The 22221-nt window shown below is 72.2% G+C and carries 16 protein-coding genes; 8 read left to right on the top strand and 8 right to left on the bottom strand.

Annotation, left to right across the window (positions count from 1 at the left end):
• Window positions 1-41 precede the first annotated feature (41 nt).
• Entirely contained in the window at window positions 42-2627 is a 2586-nt protein-coding gene (locus ACFZDI_RS25770) for a bifunctional FO biosynthesis protein CofGH (protein WP_391253557.1), read from the top strand.
• Between the two features lie 100 nt (window positions 2628-2727).
• Here ACFZDI_RS25770 and ACFZDI_RS25765 read toward each other — a convergent pair whose 3' ends face one another.
• Window positions 2728-4647: a GtrA family protein gene (locus tag ACFZDI_RS25765; RefSeq protein WP_391253555.1), complete on the bottom strand. Its 1920-nt coding sequence runs from the start codon at window positions 4645-4647 to the stop codon at window positions 2728-2730.
• A gap of 138 nt (window positions 4648-4785) precedes the next feature.
• Here ACFZDI_RS25765 and ACFZDI_RS25760 point away from each other — a divergent pair, with 138 nt between their 5' ends.
• Together ACFZDI_RS25760 and ACFZDI_RS25755 are read left to right on the top strand one after the other, a co-directional pair.
• The gene (locus ACFZDI_RS25760; RefSeq protein ID WP_391253553.1) at window positions 4786-5784 is read left to right on the top strand and encodes a glycosyltransferase; all 999 of its coding nucleotides are present in this window, start codon (window positions 4786-4788) and stop codon (window positions 5782-5784) included.
• An 85-nt stretch (window positions 5785-5869) separates the two neighbouring features.
• Window positions 5870-6424 (top strand): hypothetical protein, encoded by a 555-nt coding sequence (locus tag ACFZDI_RS25755; protein ID WP_234847918.1) that lies wholly within the window; start codon window positions 5870-5872, stop codon window positions 6422-6424.
• Between the two features lie 25 nt (window positions 6425-6449).
• Here the strand turns inward: ACFZDI_RS25755 and ACFZDI_RS25750 are convergent, their stop codons facing one another.
• A complete protein-coding gene (locus ACFZDI_RS25750; RefSeq protein ID WP_391253551.1) occupies window positions 6450-6959 on the bottom strand; it encodes a DUF2165 family protein in 510 nt (169 codons plus the stop codon).
• Between the two features lie 100 nt (window positions 6960-7059).
• Between ACFZDI_RS25750 and ACFZDI_RS25745 the strand changes: the two genes are divergently transcribed.
• Window positions 7060-9540 (top strand): tetratricopeptide repeat protein, encoded by a 2481-nt coding sequence (locus tag ACFZDI_RS25745; RefSeq protein WP_391253549.1) that lies wholly within the window; start codon window positions 7060-7062, stop codon window positions 9538-9540.
• Here the strand turns inward: ACFZDI_RS25745 and ACFZDI_RS25740 are convergent.
• Together ACFZDI_RS25740 and ACFZDI_RS25735 are read right to left on the bottom strand one after the other, a co-directional pair.
• Window positions 9524-9706, bottom strand: a complete 183-nt coding sequence (locus ACFZDI_RS25740) for a DUF397 domain-containing protein (protein WP_234847916.1) — start codon at window positions 9704-9706, stop codon at window positions 9524-9526. The genes ACFZDI_RS25745 and ACFZDI_RS25740 overlap by 17 nt on opposite strands.
• Window positions 9703-10515, bottom strand: a complete 813-nt coding sequence (locus ACFZDI_RS25735) for a Scr1 family TA system antitoxin-like transcriptional regulator (RefSeq protein ID WP_391253547.1) — start codon at window positions 10513-10515, stop codon at window positions 9703-9705. The genes ACFZDI_RS25740 and ACFZDI_RS25735 overlap by 4 nt, the downstream gene beginning before the upstream one ends.
• A gap of 113 nt (window positions 10516-10628) precedes the next feature.
• On the opposite strand from ACFZDI_RS25735, the gene ACFZDI_RS25730 reads away from it, so the two are divergent.
• The 3 genes from ACFZDI_RS25730 to ACFZDI_RS25720 all read left to right on the top strand — a co-directional run bounded on the left by ACFZDI_RS25730 (window position 10629) and on the right by ACFZDI_RS25720 (window position 13724).
• On the top strand, window positions 10629-11048 hold the full coding sequence (locus ACFZDI_RS25730; protein WP_391253545.1) for an ATP-binding protein: 420 nt from the start codon (window positions 10629-10631) through the stop codon (window positions 11046-11048).
• 84 nt (window positions 11049-11132) lie between these two features.
• The gene (locus ACFZDI_RS25725) at window positions 11133-12251 is read left to right on the top strand and encodes an ADP-ribosylglycohydrolase family protein (RefSeq protein ID WP_391253543.1); all 1119 of its coding nucleotides are present in this window, start codon (window positions 11133-11135) and stop codon (window positions 12249-12251) included.
• Between the two features lie 174 nt (window positions 12252-12425).
• Complete coding sequence (locus tag ACFZDI_RS25720) at window positions 12426-13724, top strand: phytase (protein WP_391253895.1); 1299 nt, start codon at window positions 12426-12428, stop codon at window positions 13722-13724.
• 61 nt (window positions 13725-13785) lie between these two features.
• Here the strand turns inward: ACFZDI_RS25720 and ACFZDI_RS25715 are convergent, their stop codons facing one another.
• Window positions 13786-15360, bottom strand: coding sequence for a sodium:solute symporter family protein (locus ACFZDI_RS25715; protein ID WP_391253541.1), 1575 nt, complete (start codon window positions 15358-15360; stop codon window positions 13786-13788).
• A 126-nt stretch (window positions 15361-15486) separates the two neighbouring features.
• On the bottom strand, window positions 15487-16272 hold the full coding sequence (locus tag ACFZDI_RS25710) for an SDR family oxidoreductase (protein WP_391253539.1): 786 nt from the start codon (window positions 16270-16272) through the stop codon (window positions 15487-15489).
• An 85-nt stretch (window positions 16273-16357) separates the two neighbouring features.
• Here ACFZDI_RS25710 and ACFZDI_RS25705 point away from each other — a divergent pair, with 85 nt between their 5' ends.
• The gene (locus tag ACFZDI_RS25705) at window positions 16358-17197 is read left to right on the top strand and encodes a hypothetical protein (RefSeq protein ID WP_391253537.1); all 840 of its coding nucleotides are present in this window, start codon (window positions 16358-16360) and stop codon (window positions 17195-17197) included.
• Between the two features lie 3 nt (window positions 17198-17200).
• Here ACFZDI_RS25705 and ACFZDI_RS25700 read toward each other — a convergent pair whose 3' ends face one another.
• Together ACFZDI_RS25700 and ACFZDI_RS25695 are read right to left on the bottom strand one after the other, a co-directional pair.
• Window positions 17201-19186 carry an MFS transporter gene (locus ACFZDI_RS25700; protein ID WP_391253535.1) on the bottom strand — a complete coding sequence of 662 codons (1986 nt, stop codon included), beginning with the start codon at window positions 19184-19186 and terminating at the stop codon, window positions 17201-17203.
• A 160-nt stretch (window positions 19187-19346) separates the two neighbouring features.
• Window positions 19347-22127, bottom strand: coding sequence for a D-alanyl-D-alanine carboxypeptidase (locus ACFZDI_RS25695; protein ID WP_391253533.1), 2781 nt, complete (start codon window positions 22125-22127; stop codon window positions 19347-19349).
• Window positions 22128-22221 lie beyond the last annotated feature (94 nt).

Below are 22221 nucleotides of genomic sequence, written 5' to 3'. Positions count from 1 at the left end.
GGCTTCTCCGAGCCTGATCAGCGCACTCGTATGCTCGAAGGATGACGACTCCCGCGACCTCCGGAACCGGCCCCACCGAGAACTCCATGCGTCGCGCCCTGAAACGGGCCAGGGACGGCGTCTCGCTCGACGTCGCCGAGGCGGCGGTGCTGCTCCAGGCCCGGGGTGAGCAGCTGGGGGACCTGTCGGCCTCGGCCGCACGGGTGCGGGACGCGGGGCTGGAGGCGGCCGGGCGGCCCGGCGTCATCACGTACTCCAAGTCCGTCTTCATCCCGCTGACGCGGCTGTGCCGGGACAAGTGCCACTACTGCACGTTCGTCACCGTCCCGGGCAAGCTGCGCCGCGAGGGCCACGGGATGTTCATGTCGCCCGACGAAGTGCTGGACGTGGCCCGCAGGGGTGCTGCCCGCGGCTGCAAGGAAGCCCTCATCACCCTCGGCGACAAGCCCGAGGACCGCTGGCCGGAGGCGCGCGAGTGGCTCGACGCGCACGGCTACGACGACACCCTCGCCTACGTCCGTGCCGTCTCCGTCCGCATCCTGGAGGAGACCGGCCTGCTTCCCCACCTCAACCCGGGCGTCATGAGCTGGAGCGACTTCCAGCGGCTCAAGCCGGTCGCGCCGAGCATGGGCATGATGCTGGAGACCACCGCGACCCGCCTCTGGTCGGAGCCGGGCGGCCCTCACCACGGCTCCCCCGACAAGGAGCCCGCAGTGCGGCTTCGGGTGCTGGAGGACGCCGGGCGGTCCTCCGTGCCCTTCACCTCGGGCGTCCTCATAGGCATCGGGGAGACCTACGAGGAGCGCGCCGAGTCGCTGTTCGCGCTGCGGAAGGTCTCCCGGGCCTACCACGGCGTGCAGGAACTGATCATCCAGAACTTCCGCGCCAAGCCGGACACCGCGATGCGCGGCATGCCCGACGCCGAGCTCGACGAACTGGTCGCCACGGTGGCCGTCGCCCGTCTCCTGATGGGCCCGAACGGCAACATCCAGGCCCCGCCCAACCTCGTCGACGACGAGTACGAGCGGCTGATCCGCGCCGGCATCGACGACTGGGGCGGCGTCTCCCCGCTCACCATCGACCACGTCAACCCCGAGCGCCCCTGGCCGCAGATCGAGCAGCTCGCCGAGAAGTCCCGGGCGGCCGGGTTCGAGCTGCGTGAACGGCTGTGCGTGTACCCGGAGTTCGTCAAGCGCGGCGAGCCGTGGCTGGACCCGCGGCTGCGCCCGCACGTGGCCGCTCTGGCCGACCCGGAGACCGGCCTGGCCCGGCCCGAGGCCCTCCCGCAGGGTCTGCCGTGGCAGGAGCCGGAGGAGGTCTTCACGGCGTCCGGCCGCACCGACCTGCACAGCTCCATCGACACCGAGGGCCGTACGTCGGACCGCCGGGACGACTTCGACGAGGTGTACGGCGACTGGGGTGCCCTGCGCGAGGCCGCCGCCCCGGGCATGGCCCCCGAGCGCATCGACACCGACGTGCGCGAGGCGCTGCGCACGGCCGCCGACGATCCGACGAAGCTCACCGACGACGAGGCCCTGGCCCTGCTGCACGCGGACGGCCCGGCGCTGGACGCCCTCGCCCGGGTCGCCGACGACGTGCGCAAGTCGGCCGTGGGCGACGACGTCACCTACATCGTCACGCGCAACATCAACTTCACCAACGTCTGCTACACCGGCTGCCGTTTCTGCGCGTTCGCCCAGCGCCGCACGGACGCCGACGCCTACACCCTCTCCCTGGACCAGGTCGCCGACCGGGCCCAGCAGGCGTGGGACGTGGGCGCGGTGGAGGTGTGCATGCAGGGCGGCATCCACCCGGACCTGCCCGGCACGGCGTACTTCGACATCGCGCGGGCCGTGAAGGAACGCGTCCCCGGCATGCATGTGCACGCCTTCTCGCCGATGGAGGTCGTCAACGGCGCGACCCGCACGGGCATGTCGGTCCGTGAGTGGCTGACCGCGGCCAAGGAGGCGGGTCTGGACACCATCCCGGGCACGGCCGCCGAGATCCTCGACGACGAGGTCCGCTGGATCCTCACCAAGGGCAAGCTGCCCGCCGCCGACTGGATCGACGTCGTCACGACGGCCCACGAGCTGGGCATCCGCTCGTCCTCGACGATGATGTACGGCCATGTCGACCAGCCGCGCCACTGGCTCGGGCATCTGCGCACGCTGGCCGGCATCCAGCAGCGCACGGGCGGGTTCACGGAGTTCGTGACGCTGCCGTTCGTGCACACCAACGCGCCGGTGTACCTCGCGGGGATCGCGCGTCCGGGCCCGACCATGCGGGACAACCGCGCGGTGACGGCCATGGCCCGGCTGCTGCTGCACCCGTACATCCCCAACATCCAGACGAGCTGGGTGAAGCTCGGCACCGAGGGCGCCGCCGAGATGCTCCGCTCGGGGGCGAACGACCTCGGCGGGACGCTCATGGAGGAGACCATCTCCCGCATGGCGGGCTCGTCGTACGGCTCGTACAAGTCGGTGAAGGACCTGATCGCCGTGGCGGACGCGGCGGGCCGCCCGGCCCGGCCCCGGAACACCCTCTACGGCGAGGTCCCCGAGGAGCGGCAGCGGGCGGCGACGGCGTCGGACGGGCATCTGCCGGAGCTGCTGCCGGTACTCGACTGACCGAAACCCGACCGGCCGAAACCCGACCGGCCGGTGCCTGACCGGCCGGGTGTCCGACTGGCCGGTGCCGACCGGCCGGGGTGCCCGAGCGGCCGGTGGTCTACTGGCTCCCGGCGTCCGCCGGCTCGTGTGCCGTCAGGGTGCGGCCGGCCGTGGCGCCGGGGGCCGTCGGGGGCGGTGCGGGCCTGCCCCGGCCCAGCAGGAGCAGCAGCAGGCCGAGCGAGCAGGCGATCGCCGGCCAGTACACGTACCGGTAGTCCGTCGCCGGCATGATCGGCAGATAGCCGAGGATGTACGCCGCCGAGCTGACGCCCAGCGCCCGGACCGGCATCGCGAACACGCCCCGGCCGGGACGGATCGTCAGCACCAGCGCGACGGCGAGCCAGAACCAGCCGCGGAACAGCCACGGCAGGTCCTGCGCCATGCCCTTGACGTACGTGCCGAGCAGGTCCTCCAGACGCGGGTTCGCCACCTCGACGCCCAGGTCGTTGCGGGTGATCCCCGCCTTGTACACGTAGTCGGTCTCGAACAGCAGGGTCGTGAACAGCAGCAGCCGGTACTGGAGGTACTGCGGCACGTGCCCGCTCATCTCCCGCAGCCACAGGGACGTGATCGCGCCCGCGTCGCCGCGCAGCCCGTCCGCCGGGCGGCGGTAGCAGGCCCAGTAGGCGTCGGAGAGGGCGCCGACGCGTTCGCACTCCCGCGCGGAGGCCACGAGCCGGTCCCGCAGCGCGGGTGACACGTCCACCGAGCGCAGTTCGTCCACGGTCAGCACGTGGACGAGGTCGTCCAGCATGATCTGCGCGCCCTGCTTGGTCTGCAACGGCGCGGCGAACAGGGAGATGGCGGCGGCGGGGACGACGAGCGCCGCCGCGAGGGCCGCCGTGCAGGTCACCCACGTACGGCGGCCGGGGGTGCCCCACAGTGCGAGGACCAGCATGACGAAGACGGGGATCGCGGCGAGGAAGGCGTTCTTGCGCACCAGCATGGCGTAGGCGAGGAACAGCACGCCCAGCGCGAGCAGGCCCCAGCGCACGGCGGGCCGGGGGTCGCGGTCCCGCAGCAGCAGGCCGGTGAACGCGACCGCGCAGGCGGCGAGCAGCGCGAACGCCGCGTGCACGTCCTTCCACACCACCCCGACGAACGTCAGCACGTACGGCAGCAGCCCGAGACCGAGCACGGCGAGCGAACCGCCCCGGCTCGCGGTGAGCCGCCACACGCAGCGGGCCAGCACCCACAGCGCCGCCCAGAAGACGAAGGACTGCACGACCAGCAGGGACGTGAGCGAACCGGTCACCGCGATGAGGGCCCGCCACACCAGGGCGAGCACGGGCGGGTGCCAGTCCGTCAGCTGCGTCATGCCCCGGGCCTGCCGCAACTGGTCGAGGCTGTCGGGACTCAGATAGCCGGGGGCGAAGACGAGGGCCGTGGCCGCCCAGCAGACCGCGGCGACGGCGGTCAGTGCCCAGGTCCAGTGCTGCCGCCCCCGCCGCCTCCACCCTGTTTGTCCCATATGCCGGATGCTAACGGCTGGGTGGGGTCCGGCCGGCCGGGGAGCGACGAAGACGTAGCGCCGGTAGGCGTAGAACCGGAACAGGGTCGCGAGGACCCAGCCGATGATGCGGGCGGTGTTGTCGCTGAGCGCCGAGTCCAGTCCGAGCAGCTGCCGGGAGGCGAAGACCGTGCCCGCGGTGATGGCGAGCCCGGCCCCGTTCGCGACGAGGAACAGCATCAGCTCCTCGGTCACCTTCTCGCGGTGCCGGCCGCGGTAGGTCCAGTAGCGGTTCCCGACCCAGCTGAAGAGCGCGGCGACGGCCGTCGCGACGACGGAGGCCTGCACGGGAGCGGTCCGCATCACCCCGCCCGCCGCGCCGCCGGGCAGGCCGAAGACGAGCAGGTTGTACCCGCCGTTGTCGACGACGAAGGCCAGGACCCCGACGACACCGAACTTGGCGGCCTCGCGCCAGAGGCCCTTGATGGCGTCACGCGCACGCAGCGTCACAGACTCGAGGACCGGCACACGGCGAGCGTAGCGACCGGGCGTGCCCCATCCGGTCAGGCGCGCTCATATCGCATGATGTCCGACTATGTGAGGTGCTGATGTATGAGGTGCCGAGGCAGGGGGCGCCGGCGGTGTGAGGAACCGGTCGAGTGAGGAGTGGTCGTGGAACCGACGATCGCGTGTGTCGTGCCGTGCCACAACGAGGAGGCGGCCGTCGGCAAGGTCGTCCGTGACCTGCGCGCGGCCCTGCCCGAGGCGGTCGTCTACGTGTACGACAACGCCTCCACCGACCGGACCGTGGAGGTCGCCCGGGCGGCCGGCGCGATCGTCCGGCAGGAGACCCGCAAGGGCAAGGGCAACGTCATCCGCCGCGCCTTCGCCGATGTCGACGCCGACGCGCTGCTCCTCATCGACGGCGACGACACCTACGACGCCTCCCGCGCCCGGGACCTGGTGAACCTGCTCTTCGAAGGCCCCTACGACCAGGTCGTCGGCGCCCGCCGGGTGACGGTCGACGGGGCCTACCGGGCCGGGCACGCGGTCGGCAACAAGCTGCTCACCGGGGCCGTGCGGGCCCTGTTCGGCAACGACGTCACCGACATGCTCAGCGGCTACCGGGTCTTCTCACGGCGCTTCGTGAAGTCCTTCCCGGCGCTGGCCCGCGAGTTCGAGACCGAGACCGAGATGACGATCCACGCGCTGCACCTACGGCTGCCCACCGCGGAGGTCCTCACCGACTACCGGGTCCGGCCCGCCGGCGGCGAGAGCAAGCTGCGCACCTACCGGGACGGCTGGCGCATCCTGCGGGTCATCCTCGACCTGGCCCGGCGCGAGCGCCCCTCACTGGTCCACACCGTGATCGCGGGTGTCCTCGCCCTCATCTCGCTCGTCCTCGGCATCCCCGTCATCGCCGACTTCGTCGAGACCGGCACCGTGCCCCGGGTGCCCACGGCGATCCTCGCCGCCGCGATCATGACCATCGCGGCCCTGGTCCTGCTCGTGGGCTACATCCTCGAATCCCTCATGCACATGCGCCAGGAGCAGACCCGTCTGGTGCACCTCTCCTACGCGGCCCCGCTGCGCACCCCGCGCTACGCGGCCCGCGGCGCGGGCACGGGCCCGGTCCCGGTCCGCAAGACCCCCGGGGGCCCCTGAGGGATCCGAGGGGCGGCGGGTGCGCAGTACGATGATCGGAACCCCGCTGGGATGCGGGGTCCCGTGACTGAGGAGATGCGTGCCGGTGCCTGCCCGACTTCCTTCGTGGGCCTGGGTGACCGGGCTGACCGTGGGAGCGATAGCCGCGGTGACGGTCCTGGGCGTGCGGGCGGACCAGGGCTCGCACCCCACCGCCACCTCGGCCAAGCCGAGCAGCACGGCCTCGGCGCAGCCCACCCCCACGGCCTCGGCCCCCGAGCGGGTGCCCGACGGCTCCGGCACCGGCCGGCGCGTCGTCTACTCCCTCGGCGAGAAGCGGGTGTGGCTGGTCGACGCGAGCGAGTCGGCCCGCCGGACGTTCACCGTCTGGCCCGGCTCGGTCAGCCCCGACCCCGGCCGCTACACGGTCTCCTCGCGCAACCCGGCCACGACCGGCTCGGACGGCGTCCGGATCGAGCACATCCTGTACTTCACCGCGAAGGACGGGGTCTCCGTCGCCTTCTCCAACGCGGTCGACGGCGCCTCGCCGCCGCCCGCCGCCTCCGGCACCAGGACCGGCGGGGTCAGGATGCGGAAGGCGGACGGCACGGCCCTGTGGGCGTTCGGCACGGTCGGCACGACCGTGACCGTCGTCAAGTAGCGGCCCGGTCGCGCGGGAGCGGCGCTCAGGTGGCGGACGTCTCCGTCCGCGGGCCCGACAGCTGATTGACGATCAGCACGACCCCGCTGAACAGGAAGATCCGCGTCGCCGCGTCCAGCCCGTTCCAGTTCTCCGACTGCCACATCGAGAACCACTCGCCGCCGATCGCGATGAACCCGGCCCCGAACAGCAGCATCACCATCAGCAGCCCGTAGGTGGACATCCGCCGGGCCCGCAGGTCGTCGCGGCGGACCCACAGCCAGCTGCCGTATATGAGGACCAGTGCGGTGAGGGTCTCCCAGACGATGATCCCGACGTAGGCGGCGTCCTGGAGCCCCCGGCTCGTGACGGCCCGCCACATCAGGTCCTCGTCCTTGAACGTGGTGTCCATGGCCAGCACATGGCGGACGAACTGCTGGTTGGTCCCGAAGTCGGTGATGTTCCCGAAGGCGACGAGCGCCATGTAGAGGGCGATGGTCGTGGTGAGCAGCGTGGCGGCGAGCGACAGCGTGCCGCGTGAAGTGGGGGTGGTCATGACGATCATTCTCCCCGCGCACGGTCTTCCGTTGTACCCCACGGCAGTTGGGCGAGAATGACGACCGAGCCCGACCGCGCGAGACGAGGGGAATGTACCGATGGCGCAGCCCGGACCGTCCCTTCAGGAGCTGATACGGCAGCGCAGCCGGGCCGGATTCGTCGGACGGTCCGCCGAACGCGCGGCGTTCCGGGCCAACTTCACCACCGCGCCCCACGACGAACGCCACCGCTTCCGCTTCCACGCGCACGGCAACGCTGGCGTCGGGAAGACCTTCCTGCTGCGGGAGTTGGAGCAGACCGCCCGCGAACAGGGCGCGCTGACGGCCTACGTAGACGACAGCGCGGGCAGCGTCCCTGAGGTGCTGGCGGAGATCAGCCGCCAGTTCGCCGCCCAGGGAACGCGGTTGAAGGAGCTGGACCGCCTCCTCGCCGCCCACCGGGAACGCCGGCACGAGGCCGAACTGGCCGCACTGGCCGTCCTGGGCACCGGGCCGGAGGAGACCGGCCCGTCCACCGGCGGCCGGATGGCGGCACGGGCCGGGGTGGTCGCCGCCGGGATGGTGCCGGTGGTCGGACCCCTGGCCGGGATGCTCGACGCGGAGCAACTCGCCGGTGCCGCCGACCGGTTGCGTGCGAGCCTCATCGCCCGCTTCCGCAACCACGACGACCTCCGGCTGGTCCTCACCCCCGAGCAGGTGCTCACTCCGGTGCTCCTGCGCGAACTGTCGGACACGGACGCGCCCTGGATCGCCCTCTTCCTGGACACCTACGAGCGGACAGGCCAGTACCTGGACCCGTGGCTGCACGAGACGATGACGACCGACCGCCACGGCGCGATGCCCGCCACGACGGTCGTGGTCTCGGCGGGCCGCGCCCCCCTGGACCCGGCCCGCTGGGGCGGCCTCGCGGACTTCGTGGCCGACTTCCCGCTGGCCCCCTTCACGGAGCCGGAGGCGCGCGGCCTGCTGGCCGCCAAGGGCGTCACGGCCGAACCGGTCGTCGAGGAGGTGCTGCGCCTCACCGGCGGCCTGCCCGTCCTGGTCTCCACCCTGGCCGAGTCGCGCCCCACCGACCCGGACGACGTGGGCGACCCGAGCGCGACGGCCGTGGACCGCTTTCTGAAATGGGAGGACGACCCGGTCCACCGGTCCGCCGCCCTGGCCTGCGCGCTGCCGAGGTGGCTGGACGAGGACGTGTTCCGGGCGGCGGTCGACTGCCCCGCGGAGCAACAGGAGCCCCTCTACACGTGGTTGCGGGGGATGCCGTTCGTGAGCGAGCGCGGCGGGGGCCGGCTGCGCTACCACGACGTCGTACGGGCGCCGATGCTGCGCGCCGAACGCCGCAGGTCGCCCCGGGGGTGGGCACAGCGGCACCGGCACCTGGCGGGCACGTTCCGGCAGTGGCGGGAGGAGGCCGGGCGGGGCCTGGCCGACCCCTGGGCCGACGACACCTGGCGTGACCTGCGGCAGGCCGAGTCCTACCACCTGCTCTGCGCCGGTGAACGGGAGGCGCTGCACGCGGCGTTGGGGGACTTCGTCCCCGCCTGCGGCGCCGGTGAGGTCATGGCCGTGCGGTGGGCGCGCGTCCTGGTGGACGCCGGGCAGGACGCGGACCTCCCGGCCGTGGCCGCGTGGGGAACCGACCTGACGACCGCCCTCCACACCGAGGGCGTCGCCGCGGCGCTCGGGCTGCTCCTGCGCCGTGCCGTCCTCGACGCTCCCACCCAGGCCCGGGCCCGCCTCGTCCGGGGCGACGAACTGCGCGGCGAGGGCGCGTACCCGCAGGCCCTGGCCGAGTACGACCAGGCCGTCGCGCTCGATCCGGACCTGGCCCTCGCCTACCGGCACCGCTCCGGCATCCGGGGCGACCTCGGCGACCACGACGGGGCCATCGCCGACCTGGACCGTGCCGTCGCTCTCGACCCGGACAACGCCTGGTACCGCGCACTGCGCGGGGAGCACCACCGCATCGCCGGCCGCGACGCCGAGGCGATCCGGGACCTGACCGAAGCGGTACGGCTCGACCCCGCCTCCGCGTTCGCCCGGGCCTCCCGGGGCGCCACGTACGAACGCGCTGGGGACCTGGACGCCGCCCTGGCCGACCTGGAACGGGCGCTGGGCCTCGACCCCGACTACGCCTGGGCGCTCGCCCGCCGCGCCCGGGTGTGGCGCGCGCAGGGTGACTCCCGGCGCCAACTGGACGACCTCAGCCGGGCGTTGGAGCAGAACCCGGACTGGCCGTGGGCCCGCTGCGAACGCGGCGACGCGCTGCGCGCCGCCGGCCGCGACGAGGAGGCGGTCGCCGACCTGGACATCGCGCTGGCCCTGGATCCCGCGTACACGTCGGCCTACGCGAGCCGGGGCGAGTCCCTGGCCCGCCTGGGCCGCCACGCGGAGGCCCTGGCCGATCTGAACCGGGCGGTGGAGATGCGCCCGGGCTACGTCTGGGCCCTGTGCCGCCGGGCCGTGCTGCATACGGCCATGGGACACCCGGAGGAGGCCAGGGCGGACATGGCACGCGTCCGGGAACTCGATCCCGGGGCGCTGGAGAGGTTCGCGGACGTCAGCGTTCTGCCGTGAACCCCAGGAACTCGGCCCAGGCGCCGCCGGTGAACGACAGCCGGGCGCCGTCCTCGTTCTTGGAGTCGCGGATGTGGACGGAGGGCGAGGATATGGCGACCTCGACGCAGTCGGGACCGTCATTGCTGCTGTAGCTGCTCTTGAACCAGGCGAGTTCAGTGGTCACGTCTCGTCTCCCAGAACTTTCTCAATGAAGGCCAGGGACTCTCGGGGTGAGAGGGCCTGCGCCCGGATCATTCCATAGCGCATGTCGAGGATCTGGGCGTCCTTGGGATCGCTGATCACACGGTTGTGCAGCTGGGCTTCGCAGTGCCCCAGCGTCTTGCCGTCCTGGAACTTCAGGAGCCGGAACGGACCCGCCATCCCCGCGTGGTCCTCCCGGTTGATCGGCATGACCTGGATCGACACGTGCCGCAACGCGGCGACTTCGAGGAGGTGTTCGAGCTGGCGGTGCAGCACCATTTTGCCCCCGATGGGCCGCCGAAGCGTCGACTCTTCCTGGACAAAGGTGATGAGCGGTCGCGGCAGCCGGTCGAAGACGGACTTGCGTGCCATGCGGGCGGCGACATGACGCTCGATCTCGTCCTCCGTGTAGGCGGGACTGCGCATGGCGTACAACGCGTGGGCGTACTCCGGTGTCTGGAGCATCCCGTTGATCTGGTGGGTGTCGTAAGCCCCGAGTTCGAGGGCATCGTCCTCCAGCTTGGCGAGGTCCCGGACGGTCTTGGGATACCGAGCCCTCTCCACATCCTCCTTCATCGCGGAGAGCTTGCCGCCCGCGCCCAGCACCTCATCCGCCTTGTCGAGAAAGTCCGGCTTGGGGATGCGCCGGGCCCGTTCGACGGACGAGACCATCTCCTCCCCGTACCCGATGGCCGAGCCCAGCTCCGTCTGCTTGAGCCCGGCGGCCTCGCGCCACATCTTGATCTGCCGCCCGACCGTCCGCAGCACGGCCGCGGCTTCCTCGTCCTCCACGCGTTCCCCTCCTGACGTACGAGCCGTACGACCCCGCAACGCGTCCGGACAGTCACGCTCCGTACCGAGGTCGTCGCTGTTCAGGGTAGGGACGGACGAGCACGCTGGGTGACATGAGTCAGAAATCCCCCACGCGAACCGTGCTGCCCACCCGGCATTTCGCCGTGCAGCTGTCCAGCACTCGAAGAGGTGCCCGACTGGCCCGTCTGCTCACCGAACGCCAGCTCGACGAGTGGGGTGAGCCGCATGAGTCCGCCGCGCAGGTGGTCGCGGAGCTGGCGTCCAACGCCGTCCGGCACGGACGTGTCCCGGGCAGGGACTTCCGGCTGCGGCTGAAGCTGGGCGCGGACCGCACGCTGCGTATCGAGGTCACCGATGCCCGGGGTGACCGGCTCCCGCGCGTCCCGGACCCGGGGGAGGGGGACGCGGAGGGCGGCAGGGGCCTGCGGATCGTCGAGGCGTACGCGGACCGCTGGGGGGTGGGGGACGCGCCGGCCGGGGCGAAGACGGTGTGGGCGGAGCTGGTGCCGTAGGGGCCGGTCCTCGACGGGGTCCACCGGCCCCGTTCGATTACAGTGCTGGGCGTCGTACGTGTGGACGGTCCCAGGGAGGTCGAGGTGGGTGCGACTGCCGGCGCCGTCTGGGGCCGTACGGAGCAGCAGGACTTCCGCAGCCGGGTGCGGGGGACCCTGCTCGGCGTGGCCGTGGGGGACGCCCTCGGGACGCCGGTCGACGGGCTGACCATGCAGGGGATTCGGGAGGCGCACGGGGCGGAGGGCCTGGTGGACCTGGCCCCCGCCTACGGCAGACGCGGCGCCGTCACGCACCTCACACAGCTCACCCTGTTCTCCGTCGACGGGCTTATCCGGGCCCAGGTCAGACGGGACACCGGCGCCTGGCACCCGCCTACCGACCTGCACCGGGCGTATCTGCGCTGGGCCGCGACCCAGCGCGACTGGGGGCCCGACGAGCGCCGCAAGGAAGACGGCTGGCTGGCGCGGGAGGAATGGCTGTACGCGCGGCGGGACCCGAGCCGCGCCCTGCTGCTGGGACTCGGCGACGAGACCATGGGGACGCCCGAGGCGCCCAAGAACCCGGGCGAGGCCGGGCCCGAACCCGCGGCCCGGTCCGCCCCCTTCGGGCTGCTGGTGGGCTGGGAGCCGCAGCTGGTCGCCCAGCTCGCCGTCGAGTGCGCCGCGCAGACCCACGGCCATCCCACGGCCTCCCTCGCGGCGGGCGCGTACGCCGTGCTCGTGCATGCGCTGGCCCTGGGCGAGAGCATCGACGCCGCCGTGCAGCGGACCCTCGCGCTGCTGGCCGCCCGGCCGGGGCACCAGCCCGTGTCGGACGCGCTGCAGCACGCGCTGGGCGCCGTGCGGCAGGGCATGCCCGGCCCGGAGCGGGTGGCCGAGCTGAGCGGGGCGGGTACGGCCGAGGGGCTCGTCGCCGCCGCCGTGTACTGCGCGCTGGTCGCGGCCGACGTCCGGCACGGACTGTGCCTGGCCGTGAACCAGGACGGCCCGTCCGCCGCCACCGCCGCGCTGACGGGCGGCCTGCTCGGTGCCCTGCACGGCGAGACGGCCCTCCCTCCGGCCTGGCTGGCCGAGCTGGAAGGCCGTCCCACGATGCTGGAGCTGGCCGACGACTTCGCGATGGAGATGACCCAGGGCCCGGCCCTGCACGGCCCGGGCGGATCGTCGCCCGGCTGGCTGGCCCGCTACCCGAGGGCCGTGTAGGGGCGCGCCCCTTCCCATTGCTCACTCCCGTGGCATGGGCACGTCACCATACCGTGGTCGTCCGGTCACTTTCGGTCCACAGGATCTGCACGGCCCGACGCGGGTTCACTTTCCCGCTGCTGCTCCACCGGGCCTCGTCCGTTCATCCCCCTTCGTGGAGGCACTGTGCGCAACCTGCGCGGGACACAGACGGCCGCGATCGCCGCGATCCTGACGGCCATGGCGGTTCTGCCCACCCCGGCCCGGGCCGCCGGCCCCGGACTCCCGGAGGTGACCGCCACCACCGAGACCCCGGCCTTGTACGGCGACGACGCCGGTGGCAACGCCGACGCCGACGACCCGGCGATCTGGCGCAACGCGGCCGACCCCGACGCCAGCCTGGTGATCACCACCGCCAAGGAGGGCGGCCTGCGCGTGTACGACCTGGCCGGCGAGGAGGTGCAGTCGATCCCGGCGCCGTCCGCGCCCACCCCCGACGCCAAGCCTGGCCGCTTCAACAACGTGGACCTGATCTCCGGGTTCCCGTTGCCGACCGGTCGCGCCGACGTCGCCGTCGTCACCGACCGCGGCCGCGACCACCTGCGGATCTACCGCATCACCCCGGGGGCCACCCGGCCGCTGACCGACGTCACCGACCCCGACGCCCCGCTCGTCTTCTCCAAGTCCCAGGACGAGGTGGAGGACCAGGCCACCCCCTACGGCCTGGCCACCTGGAAGGACAAGGCCACCGGCCGCTCCTACGCCGTGGTCAGCCGGCGCAGCCGCACGCGGCTCGCCCTGCTGGAGCTGCGGACCACCGCCGCGGGAGCGGTCACCTACCGGCAGGTGCGCACCTACGACCTGCCCGCCTCCTTCATGCTCCCGAACGGCACGTCCTGGACTCCTTGCGCCGACCCCGGCGATCTCCCGCAGGTCGAGGGCATGGTCGTGGCCCCGGCCGCCAAGGTGCTCTACGCCGGCCAGGAGGACGTCGGCATCTGGCGGCTGCCCGCCGACCTCACCGGCAAGCCGAAGCTGATCGACAAGGTCCGGGAGTACGGCGTCCCCGCCACCTACGACGAGGCGACCGAGGAGTGCGTCGCGGGCGCCGACCCCGGCTACGGCGGCACGCACCTGTCCGCCGACGTCGAGGGCCTCACCATCCTCGACGAGGGCGGCGGTGACGGTTACCTGCTCGCCTCCAGCCAGGGTGACGACACCTTCGCCGCTTACGACCGCGAGGTGTCCGACGACAACGAGTACGAGGGCGGCTTCCGGATCACCGCCGGGGCCGTCGACGGCTCCCAGGAGTGCGATGGCGCCGCGGTTCTGAACGCCCCCCTCGGCTCCCGCTACCCGAACGGCCTGCTCGTCGCGCAGGACGGGCACAACACCCCGGTCGAGACGGACGCGCACGGAGAGGTCCGGGACAACACCGACTTCAAGTTCGTCGACCTGCGCAAGGTCACCGGCGCACTGGACGAGGACGACTGAACAGCCGTACGCCCTAAGCCCGTTCGGGCGGAGGGCGTACGTCGTCGCGGCCGTGCCGCCGCTAGTCCTTCACGGTCGTGCGCACGGCGGTGTCCTCCACACCGCCCGGCGGCGCCGGCACGGCGGCCGCCGCTGTCCCGTCCCCGTCCGTGTTGATCTTCTCGATGAGTGCGAGACGTCCGGGGGTGTCCTCCGGCTTGAGGTAGCCGACCAGGACGTACAGCACCAGCGACACCGCCAGCGGGATCGACACCTGGTACTGGAGCGGCACGCCGCCCTCGACGTTCCAGTTGACCGGGTAGTTCACCAGCCAGAACGCGAGCAGGCCCATCGACCAGCTGACCAGGGCCGCCGTGGGGCCGGAGCGGCGGAACGCGCGCAGCAGGCCCAGCATCATGGGTATCGCCATCGGGCCCATCAGGCCGGCCACCCACTTGATGACCACCGTGATGATGTCCTTGAACGCGGGGGAGTCGACCTGGGTCGCCGCCGCCATGGACAGGCCGAGGAAGACGACCGTGGCGATCCGGGCGACCCGCAGGCCCTGGCTCTGGTTCCACGCCCGGGCCCGCGCCCAGATCACCGGCGCGCAGTCCCGGGTGAAGACGGCCGCGATGGCGTTGGCGTCGGAGGAGCACATGGCCATGGTGTGCGAGAAGAAGCCGACGACGACCAGGCCCAACAGGCCGTGCGGCAGCAGCTGTTCGGTCATCAGGGCGTAGGAGTCCGAGCCGTCCTGCTTCTGCGACTCGACCAGCAGCGGCGACATCCACATGGGGAAGAACAGCACCAGCGGCCAGACCAGCCAGAGGATCGCCGAGAGGCGCGCGGAGCGCTCGGCCTCCTTGGCGTCGGGCGTGGCCATGTAGCGCTGCGCCTGGTTGAGCATGCCGCCGTTGTACTCGAAGAGCTTGATGAAGAGGAACGCCAGCAGGAACACCGTGCCGTACGGTCCGACCAGCGGTTTCTCGTGGCCCTGGAGCTCCGGCGAGTCCCAGACGCCGAAGAAGCCGCCGTGGTCGTCGAGGCGTACGAAGACCGCCACGAACATGGCGACGCCGGCCAGCAACTGGATGATGAACTGGCCGAGTTCGGTCAGCGCGTCCGCCCAGAGTCCGCCGATCGTGCAGTAGACCGCCGTGATGCCGCCGGTGATGAGGATGCCCTGGTTGAGGGAGATGCCGGTGAAGACGGACAGCAGGGTGGCGATGGCCGCCCACTTGGCGCCGACGTCCACGATCTTCAGCAGCATCCCGGACCAGGCCAGTGCCTGCTGCGTCTTCAGGTCGTAGCGGTTCTTCAGGTACTCCAGCGGAGAGGCCACGTGGAGCCGGGAGCGCAGCCGGTTGATGCGCGGCGCGAACAGCTTCGACCCGATGGCGATGCCGAGGGCGATGGGGAAGGACCAGGTGACGAACGACGTGACGCCGTAGGTGTAGGCGATGCCCGCGTACCCGGTGAACATCACCGCGCTGTAGCCCGACATGTGGTGCGAGATGCCGGACAGCCACCACGGCATCTTGCCGCCGGCGGTGAAGAAGTCGCTGACGTTGTCGACGCGCTTGTGCGACCAGACCCCGATCGCGACCATCACGGCGAAGTAGCCGATGAGCACGGCCCAGTCGAGACCGTTCATGTGCGCCCTCCCAGGGGTCGGCCCGGCGCTCATCGTGGGCGCTGCCGCGTGAACACGACAAGTGAGGGTGAGGTCAAAGGGAGGTAAAGATGTTCGATGTGATGGCCTTGGTTCACGCATGTGAACTCAGCGCATCAGCTCCCCGGCGTTGACCAGCAGTGACTGTCCGGTGATCGACCGCGCCCGGTCCGACGCCAGGAACACCGCCGCATCGGCCACGTCCGCGTCCGTGGCCAGCTCCGGCAGCGCCATCCGCTCGGTCAGCCGCTCCAGGACGGCCTCCTCGGGCACGCCCTCCGACTGGGCCGCGAACTGCACATACGCCTGCACCGGCGGCCCCCACATCCAGCCGGGCAGCACCGTGTTCACCCGGATCCGGTGCGGCCCGAGCTCCCGGGCCAGCGAGTACATCGCACTCGTCAGCGCCCCCTTCGACGCCGCGTACGCCGCCTGCCGCACCTGCGAGGGAGCAGCCACCGCCGACTGCGTCCCGATGAACACCACCGACCCGCCGCCCTGCCGGAGCGACGGCAGGCAGGCCCGGGTCATCCGCAGCGTGCCCAGCAGGTTCACGTCCAGCACCTTCCGCCAGGACTCGAAGTCGGCGTCCTCCAGCCCGCCGAAGTAGCCGTCGAGCGCGGCCACGTGGACCACCGCGTCGATCCCCCCGAACCGCTCCCGCGCCAGCCCCGCCAGCGCCTCGCACTGCGCCTCGTCGCGGATGTCCGTGACCCGGTACGCGGTCTGCGTCCCGCCGGGATCGACCTCGACGGCGGTCTTCGCCAGACTCGCCTCCGTACGGGCCCCGAGCACGGCCCGCCCGCCGTCCCGTACGACCGCCGCCGCGACCTGCCGGCCCAGCCCGGCCCCGACCCCCGACACCACGACCGTCTTCCCCGCGAGCAGTGACATGGCAGGACCTCCCCGGACCGGACCCCTGGCGCTCGATCTGACGGAGCGTCAGAGTATGGGTCAGTCACCGACGAAGGGGAAGGGCATGAGCGAGGACACCCGCAGCGAGCTGTACGCCGAACTGGCCGCCGTCGGCCCCTACGGCACCCACCCCGGACACGCCCTCATCACCATGGTCGAGCCGCATCCCGGCCACGAGTACGCGTACAACCGCTGGTACGAGGACGACCACTACTACGCCGGGGCGATGGCCATGCCCTGGATGCAGGCGGGCCGCCGCTGGGTGGCGACGCGGGACCTCCAGCTGCTGCGCTACCCCGAGAAGTCGGCGATCGCCCAGCCCGTCACCGCCGGCTGCTACCTCTCCACCTACTGGATCACCGACGGCCGCTACGACGACCACATGCGCTGGACCGTCGCCGTCAACAAGCGCCTCAACCGGGACGCCCGCGTCTACCACGACCGCACGCACGTCCTGACGGCGTTCCAGGACCACGAGACGACGGTGTACCGCGACGGAGCGGCCGGACCCCGCGACGTCCATGCCCTCGACCACCCTTACGCGGGCCTGGTCCTCCAGGTCGTCGAGGCGGACACCCCCGAGCAACGCGACCCGCTCCTCACGTGGCTGCGCACCCGCCACCTCCCCCGGCGCCTGGCCGGCTCCCCGGCCGCGCTGGTGACGGTCTTCCGCCCCACACCCCTGCCCGGCGACCGCATGACGTACGTCAAACAGGTCGAGGGCGTCGACACCCGCCTGACGCTCCTGTGGTTCCTCCAGACCGACCCGAGGGAGTGCTGGGAGCCCTTCCTCACCGGCCTCGACCGGGCGGTGGCCGAGTCGGGCCTGGGCAGGGTGGAGCTGGTGGCCCCGTTCATCCCGACGGTGCCCGGCACGGACACGTACGTGGACCTGCTGCGCTGAGGCTCAGCGCAGCTCCTCCGGACACGGCGTACCCCGCGGGAGCTGGTACGGCGCCGCCAGCCGGTACGTCCCGGCCTTCGGGGCCAGCAGCTCCGTCCACTTGTCGCCCTGCGCGTCCTCCTCCGTCTCGGCGAGGCAGCCGTTGACGTTCACGTACGTCTTCGGCTCGTCGTCGGGACGGTTCCTGGACTCCTCGGTCTCCTGCGGCGGCTTCAGGCTCTTGCCCTCCGCGTCGACGATGCTCAGCCACGGCGAGTAGGGGATGCGCACCAGGATCCGGCCCGGCTTCTTCACCTGGAGGGTCATTTCCCCCTGCTCGGCCCGGTCGACCACCGCGTTCGGCTCGGCCAGCGGGGTCGGTGCGGTCACCTTGAACAGCTGCCAGGTGGCGTCGCCCCAGATCTGGGTCAGATACGGCAGCCCGCGCCGCACCAGCGCCCGCTCCCGCTGCCCCCCGTCACCGTCCGGCTCGCCCTTCGGCAGCACCACGTAGTGCACCGCCCAGCGCTTCAGCCACTCGTGGTAGTTCGCCGAGTTGAGCGTGTCGTCGTAGAAGAGGGGGTTGCGCTCCATGTCCGCCTGCCGGTTCCAGCCGCGGGCCAGGTTGACGTAGGGGGCGAGCGCGGACGCCTCGCGATGGGAACGCGCCGGGACCACCTCGACCCGGCCCTTCTCGGCGCCGACCTCCTGCAGTTCGTTGACGAGCGGAGCCAGCTCACGCGACCAGGACGCCGCCGGGGCCGTGTGCACGATGTCGTCGACCGTCTTGAAGCCGATCCACACCCCGAAACCGCACAGCGCCACCACGGCCGCGTACCACTTGCGGCTGCGCGGCACCGTGAACGGCAGCGCGGCGACCAGCGCGACCCCGGCGAACAGCATCGCCAGCCGCGTGATGTTCGACCCGATCTGGGAGCTGATCAGCCACACCAGCACGACCCCGAGGCCGTACACCGCGGCCGTGAGCCGGACCGTCTTCCACTCCTGCGGCACCAGCACGTACGCCAGGACGGAGAACGCGAGCGGCAGCAGCACCGAGCCGATCACCATCGGCTGCGTGCCCGAGAACGGGAACAGCCACGCCGACACCGCCACCACGGCGGTCGGTGCGAGACCCAGCGCCCAGGCGCCCGGACGCCGCTTCTGCAGGAACAGCGCCACCGCCACCAGGCCCACGAACAGGCCCGCGACCGGCGACGCCATGGTCGCCAGCGCGGCCAGCGGCGCCGCGCTCAGCGCCTTCGCCCAGCGCTTGTACCGCCACCGGTAGGGCCAGCAGAACACGACGGCGACCGCGCCGAGCGCGAACATCATGCCGAGACCGAACGTCACCCGCCCCGACACCGCGTTGCAGAACAGCCCGAACACGCCCGCCAGCGACGCCCACAGCGGGTTGAGGACCGAGCGGCTGCGCAGCAGGAGCAGGGTCAGCAGACCGGCCGAGACCGTCCCCGCGATCATCATCGTGGTGCGCACGCCGAGCACCGACATCAGATACGGCGACACCACGCTGTACGACACCGGGTGCATCCCGCCGTACCAGGCGAGGTTGTACGCCGAGTCCGGGTGCCGGCCGACGAACTCGGCCCACGCGTCCTGCGCGGCCAGATCGCCACCACTGTTCGCGAACGTGAAGAACCAGAGGATGTGCAGGGCCGCGGCGAGTCCCGTGACGGACAGCACCGGGTGCCGCAGCATGCGCTCGCGCAGCGCCAGCACGGGGGCGGGCCACTCGAACCCGGCCTTGCGCTCCGCGGACGCGCCGCCTTCGGCCGCGCCTGCTTCGGACGGACCTGCTTCGGACGGACCGGCTCCGGGCGGACCGGCTTCGGGTGAGCCGCCCGCGGGTGCGCTGACGTCCCGCGCGGTGGCGTTACGCCCCGCGGCGTTCGACGAGCTGTCGTCCGGTGCTTCGGGCAGGCGTATTCGCGGGCCTGATACCGAGCCCGGTTCGGCGTCGTCTGCGCGTGTCGGCTCCGCAGTGGCCACTCGAAGGCACTCCCCGTGTCCCGTCTTCTGTTCTCGCTTCGCCGCCGTGCCGGCGCGAGCGGCGGCATGTCCCGATTCGGGACGCTAGCACGCACCCCGCCGGACGGCGCCCGGACGGGCCGTCACCGGCGGGGTGCGGTGGTGCGGGTCGTACCCCGGGTCAGCCGATACGGGTGAGCTTGGCTCCGAAGCCCGGCTCCGCCAGGTCCTTCTGGAGGGCCACCGGGACCTTCACGGCACTGGTGGTTCCGTCCCCGACGGTCAGTGTGCCCACCTTGGTACCGGCCTTGGCCGTGTGCGGGAGGTCACCCCCGGCGAACGTCAGCTTGACCGACAGGCCCGCCCAGCCGACGGCCGTGACGTCCTCGGTGACGGCGACCGGCGTGCGGCCGCCGAGACCGTCGTCGGCGTACCCGACGACGTCACCCTTCTTCAGGATCGTCGCCGACTCCAGCGCGCCCTGCGCCGCCCGGATCAGCTTGTCGCCCTCGTGCAGTGCGGCGCCCAGGATCGTGTTGTCCGGACCGCCGGCGGGCTGGCGCACCACCGCGCCGATGATCCGGTGCGTCTCGCCGTCGACGTCCTTCTTGGCCGCGAAGACGAGGTTGCCGAGCGCCGAGGTGGTGGTGCCGGTCTTGATGCCGGTGACGTCGTTGGAGCCGACCAGGCGGTTCCAGTTGTCGTGCTTCGTGCCCTTGTAGTCGACGTACGACATCATCGCCGCGACCTCGCGGAACGCGGGCTGCTGCATGGCGGCCCTGGCGAGCTTCACCTGGTCCACGGCCGTGGAGACGGTCGTGTTGTTCAGGCCCGAGGGGTCGGTGTACGTCGTGTTCTTCATGCCGAGGTCCTCGGCGGCGTCGTTCATCTTCTGCACGAACGCCTTCTCGGAACCGGCGTCCCAGCGGGCGAGCAGCCGCGCGATGTTGTTCGCGGACGCGATCAGGATGCTCTCCAGGGCCTCCCGCTCGGTGATGCTGTCGCCCTTGGTGACGTCGACGGTGGACTCCTGGCCGGCGTCGGACTGGTCCTGGGCGGCCTGGTCGATGCCGATCTTCGGGCCCTTCTCACCGCTCTTGAGCGGGTGCTCGCGCAGGATGAGGTAGGCGGTCATGACCTTGGCGACACTCGCGATCGGGACGGGCTTCTGCTCGCCGGAGGACCCGAACGTGCCGATGCCCTGGACGTCGAGCGCGGCCTGGCCGTCGGCGGGCCAGGGGATGTCGACCTTGCCGCCCTCGAAGGTGTAGCTGTCCTCGGCGGTGAGTTCCAGGGTGGGCGAGGGGAGCGGGCGCACGGCCTGCACGACCGCGATGACGACCACCAGCAGCAGCACCAGCGGCGTCCAGATCTTCACCCGCCGGGCCGCCGTGCGGAGGGGGGTCTCCGGGGGCGGCGGGGTGTTCGTCAGCTCGGCCAGCAGGTCCAGCGGCGGCTTGGGCGGCAGCGGCTGCTGCGTGGTCCGCTCGGGGCCGACGGTGGGGACGGGCGCGGTGGCCTCCGGCGGGGCGGGCGGCTTCCTGGTCGCCGGGTCGTCCGGGTGCTTGAGCGCGACGAACTTGCTGGTCCGCTCGGCGTCCCGCTCCGAAGCGCCGTCCTTGGGGCCGTCCTTCTTCGGAGCGGCTGTCTTCTGCGCGTCCGGCCTCTGGGCGTCGGTCTTCGGGGCGCCGGTCTTTCGGGCGTCCGGCTTCGGGAGGTCCGACTTCGGGAGGTCCTTGGCCGCACCCCCGAGCTTCAGCATGGTGGTGGGCTGATCGACCGGCGGCCGCAGCGCCTTGAAGACGGCGGTGGGCTGGTCGACGGGGGGTTCGGCGGGAACGTCGTCGGCTTTCGCGTCCTTGCCGGAGCCGGACTTGCCCGCAGCAGCGCCGGTGGCCTCGTCGGCCTTCCCGGTCTTGTCCGTGCCCGGCTTGTCCGCAGGGGTGCCGGTGGCCTTGGCGGCCTTGTCCGAGCCGGGCTTGTCCTCGGAGGGTCCGCCGGCCGGGGTGTCGTCCGTGTCGTCCTCGGCGGCGGCCTCGGTCTCGGCGTCGGCGGCCCGGGGCGCGGCCTTGGCGCCGGCGGAGACGCGCGGGTCCGCCGGCGCACTGCCCTTGTCGTCGGCCCGCTCGGCAGCGTTGTCGTCGGCGTCGGCGTCGGCGGCCTTGGGCGCGGTATTGCCGCTCACCCCGGCAGCGGCGGCCTTCGGGGCCTTGTCCGGGCCGGACTCGCTCTTGGGGGTGCCGTCGGCCGGGGTGTCGTCCTCGGCGTCGGCGTCGGCCACCTCGGGCGCCGTCTCGGCGTCGTCGGTCCGCTCGTTCCGCTTCGCGTCGGCGTCCTCGCCGTCACCGTCGGCCGCCGCGGCGGAACGGTCCGCCTCGGCGTCGCCGGCATCGGCCCGGTCCGCTTCGGAGCCCTCGGAAGCCGGCCCTGCGGCTTCCCGGCCGTCCTCGCCGTCCGCGTCCGCTCCGGAGCCCTCGGCCCCGTACTGCCCGTCCCGGGCGCCCGCGTAGGCCTTCCGGGCCTCAGGAGCCTCGTCGTCGGCCTCGGCGGCATCCTTCTGCTCATCGTCCGCCGACGCGACCCACGCGGCCACGGCGTCCCGCAGCCGTCCGTCACCGCCCCCGGCGTCGGGCCCCTTCCCGGAACCCGCGCCGGCTGCCGCGTCCTCGGCCCCCGAGCCGCTCTCGGAGTTCTCGGCGCTCCCGCCGTCCTCGGTGCGCTCCGCGTCCGCGTCGGCCTCCGGCCGTTCGGTGTTCTTCGGCTCCTCCGCCGTCCGGGTGGAAAACACGCGGGTCGCCGTATCGGCACCGCCCCGCGCAGAGGACTTCTCCGCGTCCCGGGCCACCGCGAGCCGCGGGTCGGCGGCTTCGCTCCTGGCTTCCGGAACCGGACTCGCGCTCCCCGACGTCCTTCGTGCCGACGACTCGCGCTGCTTCGACCTGTCGGGGGACTCGCCCGCCACCGATGCCTCCTCCTCGCGCCGCACTCCCCGCGTACGCGTACCGAACCGTGAACCGCCGCCCGTGACACCGCTCCGGCGCTGTCCGAACCATCTA

Origin of the sequence: Streptomyces sp. NPDC007907, from assembly GCF_042959365.1 — a bacterium.
Lineage (GTDB): Bacteria > Actinomycetota > Actinomycetes > Streptomycetales > Streptomycetaceae > Streptomyces > Streptomyces indiaensis.
The sequence above is the reverse complement of the archived record's forward strand: the minus strand, read 5'-3'. Positions and strand labels throughout refer to the sequence as shown.

Bases quoted from the DNA above. Each gene is read 5' to 3' on its own strand.
- ACFZDI_RS25750 (WP_391253551.1), bottom strand. From the start codon at position 6,959: ATGACCACCCCCACTTCACGCGGCACGCTGTCGCTCGCCGCCACGCTG.
- ACFZDI_RS25730 (WP_391253545.1), top strand. From the start codon at position 10,629: ATGAGTCAGAAATCCCCCACGCGAACCGTGCTGCCCACCCGGCATTTC.
- ACFZDI_RS25770 (WP_391253557.1), top strand. From the start codon at position 42: ATGACGACTCCCGCGACCTCCGGAACCGGCCCCACCGAGAACTCCATG.
- ACFZDI_RS25715 (WP_391253541.1), bottom strand. From the start codon at position 15,360: ATGAACGGTCTCGACTGGGCCGTGCTCATCGGCTACTTCGCCGTGATG.
- ACFZDI_RS25745 (WP_391253549.1), top strand. From the start codon at position 7,060: ATGGCGCAGCCCGGACCGTCCCTTCAGGAGCTGATACGGCAGCGCAGC.
- ACFZDI_RS25710 (WP_391253539.1), bottom strand. From the start codon at position 16,272: ATGTCACTGCTCGCGGGGAAGACGGTCGTGGTGTCGGGGGTCGGGGCC.
- ACFZDI_RS25705 (WP_391253537.1), top strand. From the start codon at position 16,358: ATGAGCGAGGACACCCGCAGCGAGCTGTACGCCGAACTGGCCGCCGTC.